This window comes from Micromonospora sp. NPDC049151 (assembly GCF_040648395.1).
Taxonomy (GTDB): Bacteria; Actinomycetota; Actinomycetes; order Mycobacteriales; family Micromonosporaceae; genus Micromonospora.
This window is the reverse complement of sequence record NZ_JBEZDP010000001.1, coordinates 166,050-180,684: the sequence shown is the minus strand read 5'-3', so window position 1 is coordinate 180,684 and position 14,635 is coordinate 166,050. Positions and strand designations below refer to the sequence as shown.

Genomic DNA, 14,635 nt, shown 5'->3' with positions numbered 1-14,635 from the left:
AGGGTCCGGCGTGACCTTCGCCGCCTCGCCGCCGCCGGGCGGCACTGGCCCCGACGCCGCACACTGGATGCCATGGCGATCCCTCTTCCCCGGCCCGGCGCCGTGCTCGGCCTCACCCGTACCGCAGTGGACCAGGCGCTCGGCTCGGCCGGCGCGTTCGCGGCGGTGCCCGCCCGCGCGTTCGCCGTGCTCGACGAAGTGGAGGCGCTGCTGCGGCGGATCAACGGGGTGGTGGACCGGATCGAGGGCACGCTCGACCGCACCGACCGGGTGCTCACCGACGCCGAGACGGCGGTCCGCGAGGTGGCGGTGATCAGCGCCGCCGCCACCGCGGCGATCGACACGGCGACCGAGGTGGCCGCCGCCGCGACTGTCGTGGTCGGCGAGGCGCAGCGGGTCTCCGAGGCGGCGGCCACAGTGGTCGGCGAGGCCGACCGGGTGGCCCGCAGCGCGGCCGGTGTGGTGACCGAGGCGGAGACGGTGACCGCGCGGGCGGCGGGCACCCTCGCCACCGCCGAGAAGGCGACCGGCGTCGCGAACGAGCTGCTGTCCGCGTACGAGGCGACGCTGCGCCGGGCCGCGCCGATGGCGGCGCGTTTCGTGGAGCAGCTCAGCCCGGAGGAGGTCACCGCCGCGATCCGGCTCGTCGACGAGCTGCCGAAGCTCAAGCAGCACCTGACCTCGGACGTGCTGCCGATCCTGGCCACGCTCGACCGGGTCGGCCCGGACCTGCACGACCTGCTGGACGTCACACGCGACCTCAAGCTCGCGGTCGCCGGCATCCCCGGGCTCGGCATGCTGCGCCGTCGCGGCGAGCGCCGCACCGACGAGGTGTAAGGAAGGGCCCCTTCTTAACGCCTCCGGTAGAGGAAGGGACCCTTCTTAACACTCGCCGAACAGCTCGTCGATCTCCGCGCGGTGCGGCAGCGCCACCGAGGCGCCGAGCTTGCGTACGCACGCCGCACCGGCGGCCGCCGCCCAGCGCACCGCGTCGGCCAGGTCCCGCCCCTCGCCCCAGGCCACCGCGAGCGCGGCGGTGAACGCGTCCCCGGCGGCTGTCGAGTCGACCACGTCCACCGGCACCGCCGGCACGTGTGTCGCCGGCTGGTCCCGGTCGACGTACCAGGCGCCGTCGCCGCCGAGCGTCAGCACCGCCCGGGGCACCAGGTCCAGCAGCGCCGCCGGCTCGTCCCGGCCCCGGCCGGTCAGCGCCTGCGCCTCCGGCTCGTTCACCACGAGCAGGTCGGTGGCCGCCAGCAGCTCGGCCGGCACCGGCCGGGCCGGCGCGGCGTTCAGCACCACCCGGGTGCCCGCCGACCGGGCCGCCAGCGCCGCCTCGGTCACCGTCTCGACCGGCACCTCCAGCTGCGCGACAAGCACGTCGGCGTCGCGTACGGCGGACAGCTCGTCGGCGGACAGCGACGTGAACGCGGCGTTCGCCCCCGGGGTGACCAGGATGGCGTTCTCCCCCGCGCCGCCGACCATGACCAGCGCGACGCCGGACGGGCCGTAGACCACCCGCAGGTGGCCGGTGTCCACGCCGGCGGCTGTCATCCGGGCCCGCAGCGTCACCCCGAACGAGTCCGAGCCGATCGCGCCGAGGAAGACGCATGACGCGCCGGCGCGTACCGCCGCGACCGCCTGGTTGGCGCCCTTGCCGCCGGGCAGCATGACGAAGTCGTCGCCCAGCACGGTCTCGCCGGGCCGGGGCAGCGCGGCGCCGATGCCGACGAGGTCCATGTTGGCGCTGCCGACGACGGCGACCCGGGTCTGCGGCACTGTTTCGTCCCGTCGCTCAGGCGGCGCGGGCGGCCCAGCGGTCGCCGGACCGCGTGACCACCAGCGGCAGGCCGAACGTCTTCGACAGGTTGTCGGCGGTGAGCACGTCGGCGAGCAGGCCCTGCGCCACCACGCCGCCCTCGCGCAGCAGCAGCGCGTGGGTGAAGCCGGGCGGGATCTCCTCGACGTGGTGGGTGACCAGCACCATTGTCGGCGCGTCCGGGTCGTACGCCAGCTCGGCCAGCCGGGCCACCAGGTCCTCGCGCCCACCCAGGTCGAGCCCGGCGGCGGGCTCGTCGAGCAGCAGCAGCTCCGGGTCGGTCATCAGCGCGCGGGCGATCTGCGTCCGCTTGCGCTCGCCCTCGGACAGCGTGCCGTACACGCGGCCGGTGAGGTGGCCGACGCCGAGCTGGTGCAGCAACGCGGCGGCGCGGGCCTCGTCGGTGCGGTCGTAGCTCTCCCGCCAGCGGCCGACCACCGACCAGGCGGCGGTCACCACCACGTCGACGACCCGCTCCTCGGCGGGGATCCGCTCGGCGAGCGTCGCCGTGGACAGGCCGATGCGGGTACGCAGCTCGTTGACGTCGGTACGGCCGATGCGCTCGCCGAGCACGTGCGCGACGCCGCTGGTCGGGTGCAGCCGCCCGGCGGCCAGATTGAGCAGCGTCGTCTTGCCCGCGCCGTTCGGACCGAGCACCACCCACCGTTCGTCCAGCTCGACCTGCCAGTCGACGTCGTGCACCAGCGCCGTGCCGGAACGCTTGACGCCGACCCCGTCGAGGCTGACCACCAGATCCGCGTCCACGGTCGAGGGGGCGAGGGCGCCCGGGGCGCCGGGGATCAGGTCACCAGTCACCGCTCCATCCAATCACGCACCCGGCCCGGCGCCCCCCACGGGCGGCGCCGCCGCCATAGGGTGGGGCGCCGTGTCGTTGGTCACCGCTTCCGGAAGGACACCCATGACCGACCGCTGCCGGGAGGAGCGCGGATGAGCCCGGTCATCGAGATCGCCGGTCTACGCAAGACGTTCCACACGCTGCGTCAGGGCCGCCGGATCGCCGTCGACGACTTCGACATGCTGGTCGAGGCGGGTCAGGTGCACGGCTTCCTGGGGCCGAACGGGTCCGGGAAGACCACCACGCTGCGCGCGCTGCTGGGGTTGGTCCGGCCGGACGCCGGGCGGATGCGCGTGCTGGGCGCCGAGTCACCCGAGCGCCTGCCGGACGTGTCCGGGCGGGTCGGCGCGATCGTGGAGAGCCCGCAGTTCTTCGCCAACTTCACCGCGCGCCGGACGCTGCGGCTGCTGGCGCTGGCCGGGGGTGTGCCGACCATCCGGGTGGACGAGGTGCTGGAGCAGGTCGGGCTGCGCGAGCGGGGCGACGAGCGGGTCAAGGGCTACTCGCTGGGCATGAAGCAGCGGCTGGCGGTCGCGTCGGCCCTGCTGAAGAGCCCGGAACTGCTGATCCTTGACGAACCGGCGAACGGGCTGGACCCGGCCGGGATCCGGGAGATGCGCGACCTGACCCGGTCGCTGGCCGAGGCCGGGGTGACGGTGCTGCTGTCCAGCCACATCCTCGCCGAGATCCAGCTGATCTGCGACCACGTGACGATCGTGAGCCGGGGACGGCGGGTCGCGTACGGGCCGGTGGCGCACGTGCTGGCCGGCTTCGACAAGCACCAGTGGCGGGTACGGGTGGCCGCCCCGGAGCAGGCCGGGCAGGTGCTGGGCCGGGCTGGCCTGTCGGTGTCCGTCGAGCCGGACCACCTGGTGGTGACCGGTGTGGTGGATCCGGAGACGATCAGCCGGACGCTCGGCGAGCAGGGCGTGTGGGTACGCGAGCTGGTCCCGCTGCGGCCGGACCTGGAGAGCGTCTTCCTGGAGCTGACCGGCGGCGACGAACACGTGGCGGTGCCACGGCAGGTCGACGGCGCGCCACCGCGCGACGGAGTGATCGATCTCGACGTCCGGGAGATCCGGGAGGTGGACGCGTGAACCTGGTCCGGGCCGAGCTGGAGCGGCTGGCCGCCCGGCGTTTCGTGCAGCTCATGGTGGTGCTGCTGGGTGTCGCCTTCGCGGTGACCGTGGTGACCACGCTCGCCGGTTCGCACCGGCCGAGCCCGGCGGAGCTGAGCCGGGCCCAGGCGCAGGCGGCGGAGAGCGTCCGCCAGATGGAGATGACGTACGACCGCTGCCTGCGAATCCGGGAGGGCTCGCTCCCGCCGAGCGAGAACGACTACCTGCCGCGCGACTGCGCCCAGATCGACCCGGCGCAGATCGAGGAGCTGCCGAGCGCGGCCGACTACCTCAGCGGCGTCTTCGTCTTCGCCAAGGAGGCCGAGCCGCTGCTCTACTTCCTGATCGCGTTCCTGACCCTGTTCGGGTTCCTGGTCGGCGCCTCCTACATCGGGGCCGACCTGACCTCGGGCGGGGTGGTCAACCTGCTGCTGTGGCGGCCCCGGCGGCAGACGGTGCTCGCCACAAAGCTCGGCACGCTGCTGGGCGGCCTGCTCGGCCTGTCGGTGCTGGCGTCGGTGGCGTACCTCGGGGCGTTCTGGTTGATCGGCCAGGCCTCCGGGCTGGTCGGGCGTACCAGCGGCGACTTCTGGCCGTCGCTCGCCGCGATCTGGGTACGCGGGCTGGTGCTGGTGCTGCTCGCCGCGGCGCTCGGGTTCGCCGTGGCCACGCTGGGCCGGCACACCTCGGCGGCGCTCGGCACGGTGGCCGCGTACGTGGTGGTGTGGGAGCTGGGGGCGAGGCTGGTGTTCCAGATCCTTCAGGTGGGCCGGCCGGACCGGTACATGCTGTCCAGCTATCTGACGGCGTGGCTGTCCGGTGAGGTGCGGCTCTGGGACAACAACTCCTGCGGTCCCGGGATCTCCGGCTACTGCGACGGTTCCTACACGCTGACCTGGCCGTCAGGGCTGGTGGTGCTGCTCGGGCTCACCGGCGCGCTGGTGACGGCGGCGTTCACCGTGTTCCGCCGCCGCGACCTGATCTGACAGACGGACGGCGCCCCGACCCGGCAACTCCTTGCGAACCCTGACGCCATGATGAAGGATTCCTTCACATGGCGCCAGGGTGCACGACGCGGTCAGCCGACCGTCGAGCCGAACACCTCGTCACGCACCGCGTCCAGCGCGGTACGCAGCGCGCCGCGCAGGATCGGCTCCTCGGTCAGCCCGGTGGTCACCACCCGGGGCCGGACCAGCGTGATCGCGGCGACCTCGTGCTGCACCCGCTCGGCAAGCGCCGCGCCGCCGGCCTGTCCGACCGCGCCGGCGAGCACCACGAGCGGCGGGTCGAGCACCACGCAGGTGCTCGCCACACCGAGCGCCAGCCGCCGGGCCAGCTCGTCGAGCATCGGCCCACCGGCGGTGCCGGCGGCGATGGCCGCGCGTACCACCTCGGCCGCCCGGGCCGCCGCGACGCCCTGCTCCGCCGCGTCCGGGCTGGCGAAACCGTGCTCGGCTGCCACCGCGCGTACCGCGTCGGCGCCGACGAGCTGCTGGAACGCCGGCTTGGCCCGCTTGGACACGTCGCGCGGGATGGGTGCGCCCGGCACCGGCAGGTAGCCGATCTCGCCCGCCGCGCCGCTGCTGCCGTGGTGCAGCCGCCCGCCCAGCATGATCGCCAGGCCGACGCCCGCGTCCACCCAGACGAGCACGAAGTCGGCTGTGCCCCGGGCCGCGCCGGACTGCGCCTCGGCCACCGCCGCCAGGTTCACGTCGTTCTCGAAGACGACAGGGGTGTCCAGGTCCTCGCGGAGCGCGGCGAGCAGGCCGCTGTGCCAGCGCGGCAGGTTGAACGCGAACGTGATGTCGCCGGTCTGCGGGTCGACCAGGCCGGGGGTGCCGAGCACGACGCGCCGGACGGCGGACAGCTCCGCCCCGGCGCTGCTGGCCGCCTGGACGACCGCGTTGTGCACCACGCCGACCGGGTCGTCGGTGTCCTTGGTGGACTGCTCGACCCGGCCGGCCACGGTGCCGGTGATGTCGGCGCAGGCCGCCACCACCCGCTCCGCGCCCACGTCCACGCCCACCACATACGCGCTGCCCGGCCGGACGGCGTAGAGCTGGGCGTTCGGGCCCCGCCCGCCGGCCTGCTCGCCGACCCGGGCGACCAGGCCGCGCTCCTCCAGCCGCTCGACGAGCTGGGACGCGGTGACCTTGGACAGCCCGGTCAGCTCACCGATCCGGGCCCGGGTCAGCGGGCCGCGTTCGAGCAGCAGCTCCAGCGCCGCACGATCGTTGAGCGCCCGCAGGAGTCGGGGGGTGCCGGGCAGCCGGGTCGCACTCATGCCAACGTCCTCAATTTTCAGTAAAGTTTTCTAACCACAAAACGCCTGCCGAGGGGTGCCCGTTAGCGTATCGGCCGCCCCCGTCCGCAGCGGTCGGACGACCCGGCAGGGAAAGGGGATACTCGTGGGTCTGGATCCAGGACTGCGCCGGCTCGCGCTGGGCACGCTGCTGGCCGCGTACCCGGGACCGGTCCCGCCGGACTGGGCGGTCGACCTGCTCGCCGACGGGCTCGCCGGGCACACCCTGTTCGGCACCAACATCCACGACCCGGCCCAGGTGGCGGCGTCCACCGCGGCGCTGCGCGCCGGCCGCTCCGACGTGATCCTCGCGATCGACGAGGAGGGCGGCGACGTCACCCGGCTGGCGCACGCCACCGGCAGCCCGTACCCGGGCAACGCCGCGCTCGGGGCGGTGGACGACCCCGGCCTCACCCGGCAGGTGTACGCGGCGATCGGCGCGGAACTGGCCGCTCTGGGCATCACCGTCGACCTGGCACCCACTGTCGACGTGAACACCGCCGACGAGAACCCGGTGATCGGCACCCGCTCGTTCGGGGCGGACCCGGAACGGGTGGCGGTCCACTCCGCCGCCGCCGTCGCCGGTCTCCAGTCGACGGGCGTGTCCGCCTGCGCCAAGCACTTCCCCGGGCACGGCGCCACGGTCGCCGACTCGCACCACGAACTGCCCACAGTCGACGTGCCGCCGTCGGTCCTTCGGCAACGCGACCTGCCGCCGTTCGCCGCCGTGGTCGACGCGGGCGTCCGCGCGGTGATGACAGCGCACATCCGGGTGCCGGCGCTGACCGGCGACGGCCCGGCCACGTTCAGCCGCGCGGTCCTGCACGACCTGCTGCGCGTCGAGTACGGCTTCACCGGCGCCGTCATCACCGACGCGCTGGAGATGAAGGGCGCGGTGCTCGCCGCCGGCGGGGTCGGTCCGGGCGCGGTCCGGGCCCTGGCCGCCGGCGCGGATCTGCTCTGCGTCGGCGCCCGGGTGGACGCCGAACTGGTCGAGTCGGTCGCCGCCGAGATCGTCGCGGCGATCGGCGACGGCCGGCTGGCGCGTGAGCGGGTCGAGGAGGCCGCCGGCCGGACCGCGGCGCTCGCCGCCGCCACCGGCCCCGCCGCCGCCCGGCCGCCCGCCGTCGCGGGCCTCGGCTACGCCGCCGCGCTGCGGGCGGTACGGGTCGAGGGCGACCTCACCCGCGCCACCGCGCCGCTCGTGGTGCAGGTGCACGCCACCTCCACCATCGCCGAGGGCCGGGTGCCGTGGGGGCTCGGCCCGCACCTGGCCGCCGGGGTCGAGCAGGCCCGCGCGGTGGCGGGCGAGACCGACCCGGAGCAGGTCCGGCGGCTCGCCGGTGACCGGCCGATCGTGCTCGTCGGACGACACCTGCACCGCCTGCCCGGCGCGCGCGAGCTGGTCGAGGCGCTGGCCGCCACGCATCAGGTGACGGTGGTCGAGATGGGCTGGCCTGGTGCGTGGCGGCCGGCGGGCGCGCGCGCCTTCGTCGCCACCCACGGCGCCAGCCACGCCAACGGCCGGGCCGCCGCCGAGGTGCTCCGCCTGACGGCCTGACCCACTCCCCACTCCCGGCCCGCTGTTTCCCGAACGGCGGGCCGCACTATTGAACGCATTCAAAATATGTCGTACGCTCAGGCCCTGAATTTGAACACGTTCAAGAGGGGCGACGGGGGATGGACGCGAAGGTCTGGATGTACCTGGCTTACCTGACGGTGAGCATCGGTCTGACCATCTGGGTGGCGCGGGCGCTGTCCCGCAACGGGTTGGTGTTCCTGCAGGACGTGTTCGCCGACAGCCGGCTGGCCGAGGCGGTGAACAGCCTGCTGGTGGTCGGGTTCTACCTGCTCAACCTCGGCTACGTCACGGTGGCCATGAAGGAGTCCGACCCGGTCGGCGACACCAGCCAGGCGCTGGAGCAGCTCTCCATGAAGGTGGGGCTGGTCCTGCTGGTGCTGGGTGCGCTGCACTTCTTCAACGTCTTCGCACTCGGCCGATACCGGCGCGGCCGCCTGCGCCAGCAGGCCACCCACCCGCCGCTGCCGCCGGTCAGAATGCTCCCGCCGCAGGGCGGACCGGTACCGGCGGGGCCGAACCCGCCGGCCCGGTGACGTCCGCCGCGGGCGGGCACCAGCAGGATCCCACCGGGCACGGGGCCGGTGGGATCCGCTGGTTCACCGTCCTGTACGACGCGGGCTGCCCGATGTGCCGGGCCGCCAAGCGGTGGCTCGCCTCGCGTGCCCAGCTCGTACCGCTGGAGTTCGTGCCGGCCGGGTCCGCCGAGGCCCGGCGGCGCTTTCCCGGGCTGGACCACGACGCCACGTTGCGCGATCTGACGGTGGTGGCCGACACCGGCGCGGTCTACCGCGGCGACGGCGCCTGGTTCGCCTGCCTCTGGGCGCTCGCCGAACATCGCGGCACGGCCGAGCGGCTGGCCCGCCCGCACCTGCTGCCGCTGGCCCGGCGGGTGGTGGCGACCGCCTCCGCGGTCCGCGAGCGGATCCGGGAACCGGGATACGGTGACGACGATGACCGAGCAGAGTGTGCCGACGACCGCTGCGAGCGGGTCGACGGCCCGGGGTGAGCAGACCCGCCAGCTGATCCTGGACACCGCGATGCGGCTGTTCCGCGAGCGCGGATACGCGCGCACCACGATGCGCGCGGTCGCCCAGGAGGCGGGCGTGGCGGTGGGCAACGCCTACTACTACTTCGACTCCAAGGAGCACCTGGTCCAGGAGTTCTACGCGGGCACCCAGCGCGAGCACCGGGCGGCGGCCGACACGGTGCTCGCCCGGGAACGGGACTTCGGCCCGCGACTGGCCGGGGTGCTGCACGCGGGCATCGACGTGCTGAGCCCGTACCACGCGTTCGCTGGCGCCTTCTTCAAGACGGCGGCCGAGCCGACCTCCCCGCTCAGCCCGTTCTCCGCCGAGTCGTCGGCCCCCCGGGACATGTCGATAGCGCTGTTCCGTGAGGCGCTGACCGGTTCCACCGCCAAGCTCGACGCCGAGCTGCGTGAGGCCCTGCCCGAGCTGCTCTGGCTCGGCTACATGGGGGTGGTGCTCTACTGGGTGCACGACCGCTCGGACGGGCAGGTGAAGACCCGGCAGCTCATCGACGGCGTGGTGCCGCTCGTGGACCGGCTGGTGGCGCTGTCGCGGCTGCGCGTGCTGCGCCCGGTCACCCGCCAGACCCTCGCCCTGATAAGCACGCTGCGTCACTGACCCGACTGACCCAGTGACTGACGATCCCGCAGGTGAGAGTCCATTACCGGACAGCGACGCACCCCTTGTTCACCACCGGCTCTAGCACATAGCGTTACCGATGCCGGGGCCTGGGAGGAAAGCTGCGGACCGTGGATCCGGCCCGGGATCCACGGTCCGCGCCGGACCGGTCAGCGGGAATCCGCCGGCTCGGCGGCAGCACCGGCTCAACGGGGGAAGACGCCGAACGCGGTGAAGCCCCGATCCGGGAATCCGGCCGCCTCGGCCACCCGCGCGGACGCGGCGTTTCCCGGGTCGTGCAGATAGGTGGGGATCGCCCCCTCGTCCAGCACCCGGCGCGCGGCCTGCGCGACCAGCCGCCGGGCCAGGCCGCGCCCGCGCGCCGCCGGCACCGTGCCCACCGCCAGCTCGTGCCCGTACGCGTCGTGCCGCTTGATCCCCACGCCGGCCCGGTACGCGCCGTCAGCGCCCCGGACCACGAGCACCTCCCGGTCGAACAGCCGCAGCCACGGCGGCAGTCCGGGCAGCGTGGGCGGCACCCACTCGCCCACCTCGGGCAGCGGCGCCGGGTCGGTGCACCAGCGCAGGACCGAGGTGTGCGCGATGAACTCGGGTGTGCCGACCGCGCCCGGCAGAGCGGGCAGCCACTCCCCGATCGGCCGGTCACGCACCAGCGCCCGTACCGCCTCCACCCGGTCCGCGGCGACCGAGAGGACGGTGCTGCCGTCCGCCGTCACCGCGACGGCTGGGCGCAGCCGCCCGTCCCAGGCCGGACGGGCGCGGCGGTAGGACCGGACGACGTGCAGCCCGGGGCCCGCCGGCCACTGTCCCAACCAGGTCGCCAGATGAAGGAAGACCCGCCGGTCGAGCATAGTGATCATGGTACGCCGTGCCGCCGCGCCCGTGCCCGCGGAATCGGCCGATCGCACCGGGGTTGAGACGCGCGGCCGATGGGTAGAGGGTCGGCACGCCAGCGACGGGTGCCGATTCCCGCTTCCGCCACCGGCCGCAGGATTCCGGCGCTTCGCGGAACCGAAGGCATCGACCCTGCGTCACATCCATTTCCATACATGTACAAGTTTCTCTGGGACGGTAGTGGTCATGCCTCACGAACCGAATGACCGATTCCAGCAGGACGCGGAGCGCGGCTGGCGGGTTGCGGCGGACGCCGGACGATTCCCGGCGCAGCCGGCGTACCGTGAGCGCCGCGACCGGGCCACCTCCTGGGCCGAGGTGAACGCCCAGCCGGCCGCCGCCTCGCGGCAAGGCCTGACCCCGCTCTGAAAGGGCGGGCGACGACACACCGGCCCGGGCGGCGTACCGGCCTTCGCACACCTGTGCGGTAGCGTCTTGTGGTCCGATTTCCGGCCTACGACAGGAGAAGCTCCGCGCATGGGCAAGAAGACGATCCACGTCTCCGACTTCACCGGCCGGGTGCTGAGCCCCGACGACGAGGTGGTCAAGGTCGTCGTCCTGGAGCATCCGGATCTGGTCGCCGGCCCCGTGCAGCTCGACGCCACCCCGGTCGAGGTGGAGAGCATCGACGACGCGGCGCTCGACGTCGCGGTGGTGGAGATCCACGACCGGCACGGCCACGGCGAGCCGCGTCGCGTGGTGCTGACCGCGAGCGAGTTCGACGCGATGGCGACCGACGTGCCGATGGCGCGACTGCTGCGTACCGCCGAGCGGGTCAAGCCGCCGAAGGCCCGCCGTACCACCGAGAAGATCGACTACGGCACGATCGAGCACGCCGGGCGCCCGCATCGCGGCCGGGTCACCGAGGAGGAGGCCCGGCTGGTCCGGGAACACCTCGACGAGGTGAACAAGCGCCTGGCCGACGCCGGCATCCGCCAGGTCGACCCCGCCGACCCGGAGCACGCCGCCCGGTACGGCTTCCCCACCGCCGCCTGACACCCCGCCTCCCGGGCACGCGCCCTCGTGACGCGTGCCCGGCGCGGGGTCAGGCCCCTTTCCGGGTGATCTCGGCCAGCGCCGCCTCGAACGCCGATTCCAGCGCGGGCTTCTCCAGGCCGAGCCCGCGCAGCACCCCGTCGTCGCCCTCCTCCTCCAGCAGGGCGAGCAGGATGTGCTCCGTACCGATGTAGTTGTGGCCCATCCGCAGCGCCTCCCGGTACGTCAGCTCCAGCGCCTTCTTGGCACGCGCGTCGTAGGGGATGACGTCCGGAACCCGATCGGCCTTCGCCGGCAGCGCCGCGGTGACGGCCTCCCGCAGCCGTTCCAGGGGTACGCCCCGGGCCACGATCGTCGCGGCGGCGAGCCCTTCCGGCTCGGCGAGCAGCCCGAGCGCGAGGTGTCCCGGGGCGACCTCGGCGTTGCCCGCCGCCCGCGCCTCCTCCTGCGAGGCCAGCACCACGTTGCGGGCGCGCGGGGTGAACCGGCCGAACCCGGAGTTCGGGTCGAGCGTGGCGGCGGTCTCCGCCTTGGCGGCGGAACGCTTCTGGGCGGCCTGTTTGGTCACGCCCATGCTGCGGCCGATCTCCGTCCACGAGGCGCCGGAGCGGCGCGCCTGGTCGACGAAGTGCCCGATGAGGTGGTCGGCGACGTCGCCCAGGTGGTCGGCGACGAGGACCGCGTCGGCCAGCTGGTCGAGCGCGTCGGTGTGTGCCTTCTTGATGCCGTCGATGAGGTCGTCGAGGCGTACCGGATGGGTCATCTTGTGCGGTTCGGTCTCCTCCATGCGTCAACCATAGGTTGACGATGTGTGGCGGTCAACCCTCGGTTGACGATGCGATCGAGGTTCCACCCCTGCGGGTCAGCCGCGCACCCACCGCTGGTTGCTGCCGCCGTTGCAGGTCCAGATCTGCACCGCGGTGCCGTTTGTGGTGCCCTGCCCGTTGACGTCCAGGCAGAGACCCGAGCCGACCCCGACGATGGTGCCGTCGGCGTTGAGCCGCCACTGCTGGTTGCTGCCGCCGGTGCAGGTCATGATCCGCGCACGGCTGCCGGACGCGGCGCCCGGGACGTCGAGGCACTTGTTGCCGTACACGGTGAGCTGGTTGCTCGTGCCGACCGTCCACTGCTGGTTGGGCCCACCGTTGCAGTCCCAGATCTGCACGACCGCGCCGTCGGCCTGGCTGGCGCCGTTGACGTCGAGGCAGCGGTTGGCGCTCGCGCTGCGCACCTCTCCGGTCGGGCCGCTGGAACCGTCGCCCGGCGTGATCGCGAGGTTGTCGAACTGGGCGGTGACGCCCTGGCCGGTGCCGTACCCGATCTGGCCGGCCACCCAGGCGGAGTCCGACACGGTGCCGACGGTGGTGCCGTCGATCGCCGCGGTGAGGGTGCTGCCGTTGAGCTTCAACGAGAGGTTGTGCCAGCGCCCGGTGCCCAGCGCCGCGGTGTTGCCGCTGGCCAGGGTGCGCCAGTTGCCGCTGGTGTTGTTGCTCCGGATCGACCAGGCCCCGCCGTCGGTGACCCGGAAGTAGTAGCCGTTGAGGTTCTGCGGGCCCTGGTGGTTGTAGGTGTTGCCGCGGCCGATGAGCTGGGCGTAGCCGGGCTTCTCCAGCAGCACGTCCGAGGAGACCGTGTAGTTGCGCCAGGTCAGATCGCCCAGCAGGGCGTACGGTTCGGCCTGGCCGGACGTCCAGTAAATCGGCGCCTGCTCGGACATCTGGCGGACGCACTGTCCGGTCCGGCCGCCACCGCAGCCGACGATCTCGAACGAGCCCTGCTGGTCCATCAGGTACCGGGCCTCGCGCCCGGTGGCGTAGCTGTCGAAGTTGTCGCGGTACGGCAGATCCAGGGTGCCCTGGACCGGGCTGACAGCCGTGCCCTTGCCCTGCCCACTCGTGGTGGTGATGCTGTAGACGTAGCCGGGCTGGACGGTGAGCGAGAAGCGCCCGCCGTTCGGTGTGATGTCGGCGCCCCGGACGAAGTGGTCGGCGCTGTTGTTGGACCTGAGGTTCGTCGCCCACACGCGCACGGTGCCGGCGGAGAGCCCACCGGTGACGGTGACGTCGAGCTGCTGGGCCGAGCCGGCGTCCTGCGTCTCGATGACGGTGCTCCAGTCACTGTTGTTTGTGGACTTCAGCGAGACATAGCTGCCGTTGCCGCGGTTGCCCCCGAGGTAGCCGCTGGACGAGTCGAGATAGCGCCAGCCCGGCGCCGTGAACTGGGTGGTGTGCGCCATCACCCAGGTGCTCTTGCCGATCGAGTAGGCGCCGGACCACGGCTGCTGCGCCACCGCCACACCGGTGGTCGCCCACGGGATGTTGGGGGTGATGGCGGCGATCACCGGCCAGTTGATGTACCCGGTCATCCTGCCGTCGAGGTAGCCGCGGTTGATGCCCCGGGCGAGGGCCGGCGCGCCGGCGTTGTAGTCGTCGGAGCCGTTCTCACTGGCCCACAGCTGCTTGCCGGTGGAGATCGCATTGGCGGAGCTGGGGCAGCTGGTCTGGGCGCTGCGGTAGCCGCAGACGTAGTGGCTGCCGAAGACCTGCACCGCGTTGGCGAACGCCGGGTCCCGCAGCGAGTCGTCGGCGGCGCCCCACCCGAAGTCGTCCGAGGCGACGATCTTCACGTTGCCGTAGCCGCGGGAGTTGAGCGTGGAGCGCAGGTTCTTGTACCAGGTGGTGTTGTAGCCCTTCTCGTTCCACCCGCCGAGGTAGTTGATGGTCAGCCCGTGCGTCGCCGCGCAGTCCAGCCACCCGACGAGGTAGTTGATCGAGTCGGTGGACCAGAAGTTGCCGTTGCCGATCCAGCCGGGCGCTCCCCAGGCCAGACCGACCAGGGCGATGGCGGGGTTCCGCGCCCGCGCCTGCTCCATCAGCCACCACTCGTAGCCCCGGTTGCAGTTCACGCCGCCCCGGGTGTGCTCGTGGCTGGGCTCGGCGCCGGAGGTGGAGTTGGTGTCGCCGCCGATCTCCACCTTCATCAGCTGCATCGCGGCGCCGTAACCCGGCTTGAACAGGTAGTCGAGGATGTCGCTGCGCTGCGGCTCCGGGTAGTCGATCAGGAGTCTGCTGTTTCCGCCGCCGCCGCTGACCGCACCGACCCCGTCGAGCGCGCGCCCGCCGGAGGCGCCGTTGACGGTGAGGGCGGTCGCCGCCCGGGCCGGCGCGGCGGGGACGGTCAGCGCGAGCGCCGTCACCATCGCGGCCACCGCCGCCGACGCCATCCGTCGCCACGCCACATGTCCTCGGCTCATCCTGCTGGACACCGACCCACCTCCAGATAGACACACGTCTATCAAACGTTTGGCATGTTAGCGTTCACACCACGGGTTGGTCAACGCCTCGCCGGCCCGGCCCCCACCCCACCGAACGACGCTCGCGAAAACGGGTAGGGTCGGTCGG

The 14,635-nt window shown here is 73.1% G+C and carries 15 protein-coding genes; 9 read left to right on the top strand and 6 right to left on the bottom strand.

Annotation, left to right across the window (positions count from 1 at the left end; genetic code table 11):
• The first annotated feature begins 72 nt into the window (after nucleotides 1–72).
• Nucleotides 73–837 (top strand): hypothetical protein, encoded by a 765-nt coding sequence (locus tag AB0B20_RS00920; RefSeq protein ID WP_357388282.1) that lies wholly within the window; start codon nucleotides 73–75, stop codon nucleotides 835–837.
• Between the two features lie 45 nt (nucleotides 838–882).
• On the opposite strand, the gene AB0B20_RS00915 is transcribed toward AB0B20_RS00920, so the two are convergent.
• Both AB0B20_RS00915 and AB0B20_RS00910 read right to left on the bottom strand, forming a co-directional pair.
• Nucleotides 883–1,779 carry a ribokinase gene (locus AB0B20_RS00915; protein WP_357467048.1) on the bottom strand — a complete coding sequence of 299 codons (897 nt, stop codon included), beginning with the start codon at nucleotides 1,777–1,779 and terminating at the stop codon, nucleotides 883–885.
• A 16-nt stretch (nucleotides 1,780–1,795) separates the two neighbouring features.
• Nucleotides 1,796–2,647 carry an ABC transporter ATP-binding protein gene (locus AB0B20_RS00910; protein ID WP_357467045.1) on the bottom strand — a complete coding sequence of 284 codons (852 nt, stop codon included), beginning with the start codon at nucleotides 2,645–2,647 and terminating at the stop codon, nucleotides 1,796–1,798.
• A 120-nt stretch (nucleotides 2,648–2,767) separates the two neighbouring features.
• On the opposite strand from AB0B20_RS00910, the gene AB0B20_RS00905 reads away from it, so the two are divergent.
• Both AB0B20_RS00905 and AB0B20_RS00900 read left to right on the top strand, forming a co-directional pair.
• Nucleotides 2,768–3,772: an ATP-binding cassette domain-containing protein gene (locus AB0B20_RS00905; protein ID WP_357390236.1), complete on the top strand. Its 1,005-nt coding sequence runs from the start codon at nucleotides 2,768–2,770 to the stop codon at nucleotides 3,770–3,772.
• On the top strand, nucleotides 3,769–4,779 hold the full coding sequence (locus tag AB0B20_RS00900) for an ABC transporter permease subunit (protein ID WP_357390238.1): 1,011 nt from the start codon (nucleotides 3,769–3,771) through the stop codon (nucleotides 4,777–4,779). The genes AB0B20_RS00905 and AB0B20_RS00900 overlap by 4 nt, the downstream gene beginning before the upstream one ends.
• A gap of 92 nt (nucleotides 4,780–4,871) precedes the next feature.
• Here the strand turns inward: AB0B20_RS00900 and AB0B20_RS00895 are convergent, their stop codons facing one another.
• Nucleotides 4,872–6,077, bottom strand: a complete 1,206-nt coding sequence (locus tag AB0B20_RS00895) for an ROK family transcriptional regulator (protein WP_357390240.1) — start codon at nucleotides 6,075–6,077, stop codon at nucleotides 4,872–4,874.
• 124 nt (nucleotides 6,078–6,201) lie between these two features.
• On the opposite strand from AB0B20_RS00895, the gene AB0B20_RS00890 reads away from it, so the two are divergent.
• The 4 genes from AB0B20_RS00890 (at nucleotide 6,202) to AB0B20_RS00875 (ending at nucleotide 9,323) form a co-directional block, all read left to right on the top strand.
• The gene (locus tag AB0B20_RS00890; protein ID WP_357390242.1) at nucleotides 6,202–7,656 is read left to right on the top strand and encodes a glycoside hydrolase family 3 N-terminal domain-containing protein; all 1,455 of its coding nucleotides are present in this window, start codon (nucleotides 6,202–6,204) and stop codon (nucleotides 7,654–7,656) included.
• A gap of 119 nt (nucleotides 7,657–7,775) precedes the next feature.
• The gene (locus tag AB0B20_RS00885; RefSeq protein ID WP_357390244.1) at nucleotides 7,776–8,210 is read left to right on the top strand and encodes a hypothetical protein; all 435 of its coding nucleotides are present in this window, start codon (nucleotides 7,776–7,778) and stop codon (nucleotides 8,208–8,210) included.
• On the top strand, nucleotides 8,207–8,683 hold the full coding sequence (locus AB0B20_RS00880; protein WP_357390246.1) for a DCC1-like thiol-disulfide oxidoreductase family protein: 477 nt from the start codon (nucleotides 8,207–8,209) through the stop codon (nucleotides 8,681–8,683). Before AB0B20_RS00885 ends, AB0B20_RS00880 begins: the two co-directional genes overlap by 4 nt.
• A complete protein-coding gene (locus AB0B20_RS00875) occupies nucleotides 8,628–9,323 on the top strand; it encodes a TetR family transcriptional regulator (protein WP_357390248.1) in 696 nt (231 codons plus the stop codon). Before AB0B20_RS00880 ends, AB0B20_RS00875 begins: the two co-directional genes overlap by 56 nt.
• Before the next feature lie 206 nt (nucleotides 9,324–9,529).
• Here AB0B20_RS00875 and AB0B20_RS00870 read toward each other — a convergent pair whose 3' ends face one another.
• Nucleotides 9,530–10,195 carry a GNAT family N-acetyltransferase gene (locus AB0B20_RS00870; RefSeq protein WP_357390250.1) on the bottom strand — a complete coding sequence of 222 codons (666 nt, stop codon included), beginning with the start codon at nucleotides 10,193–10,195 and terminating at the stop codon, nucleotides 9,530–9,532.
• A 229-nt stretch (nucleotides 10,196–10,424) separates the two neighbouring features.
• On the opposite strand from AB0B20_RS00870, the gene AB0B20_RS00865 reads away from it, so the two are divergent.
• The gene (locus tag AB0B20_RS00865) at nucleotides 10,425–10,607 is read left to right on the top strand and encodes a DNA repair protein (RefSeq protein WP_357390252.1); all 183 of its coding nucleotides are present in this window, start codon (nucleotides 10,425–10,427) and stop codon (nucleotides 10,605–10,607) included.
• A 108-nt stretch (nucleotides 10,608–10,715) separates the two neighbouring features.
• On the top strand, nucleotides 10,716–11,234 hold the full coding sequence (locus AB0B20_RS00860; RefSeq protein ID WP_357390254.1) for a hypothetical protein: 519 nt from the start codon (nucleotides 10,716–10,718) through the stop codon (nucleotides 11,232–11,234).
• A 49-nt stretch (nucleotides 11,235–11,283) separates the two neighbouring features.
• On the opposite strand, the gene AB0B20_RS00855 is transcribed toward AB0B20_RS00860, so the two are convergent.
• Both AB0B20_RS00855 and AB0B20_RS00850 read right to left on the bottom strand, forming a co-directional pair.
• On the bottom strand, nucleotides 11,284–12,021 hold the full coding sequence (locus AB0B20_RS00855) for a Clp protease N-terminal domain-containing protein (protein ID WP_357390256.1): 738 nt from the start codon (nucleotides 12,019–12,021) through the stop codon (nucleotides 11,284–11,286).
• 75 nt (nucleotides 12,022–12,096) lie between these two features.
• On the bottom strand, nucleotides 12,097–14,457 hold the full coding sequence (locus AB0B20_RS00850; RefSeq protein WP_357390296.1) for a ricin-type beta-trefoil lectin domain protein: 2,361 nt from the start codon (nucleotides 14,455–14,457) through the stop codon (nucleotides 12,097–12,099).
• Between the last annotated feature and the right edge of the window lie 178 nt (nucleotides 14,458–14,635).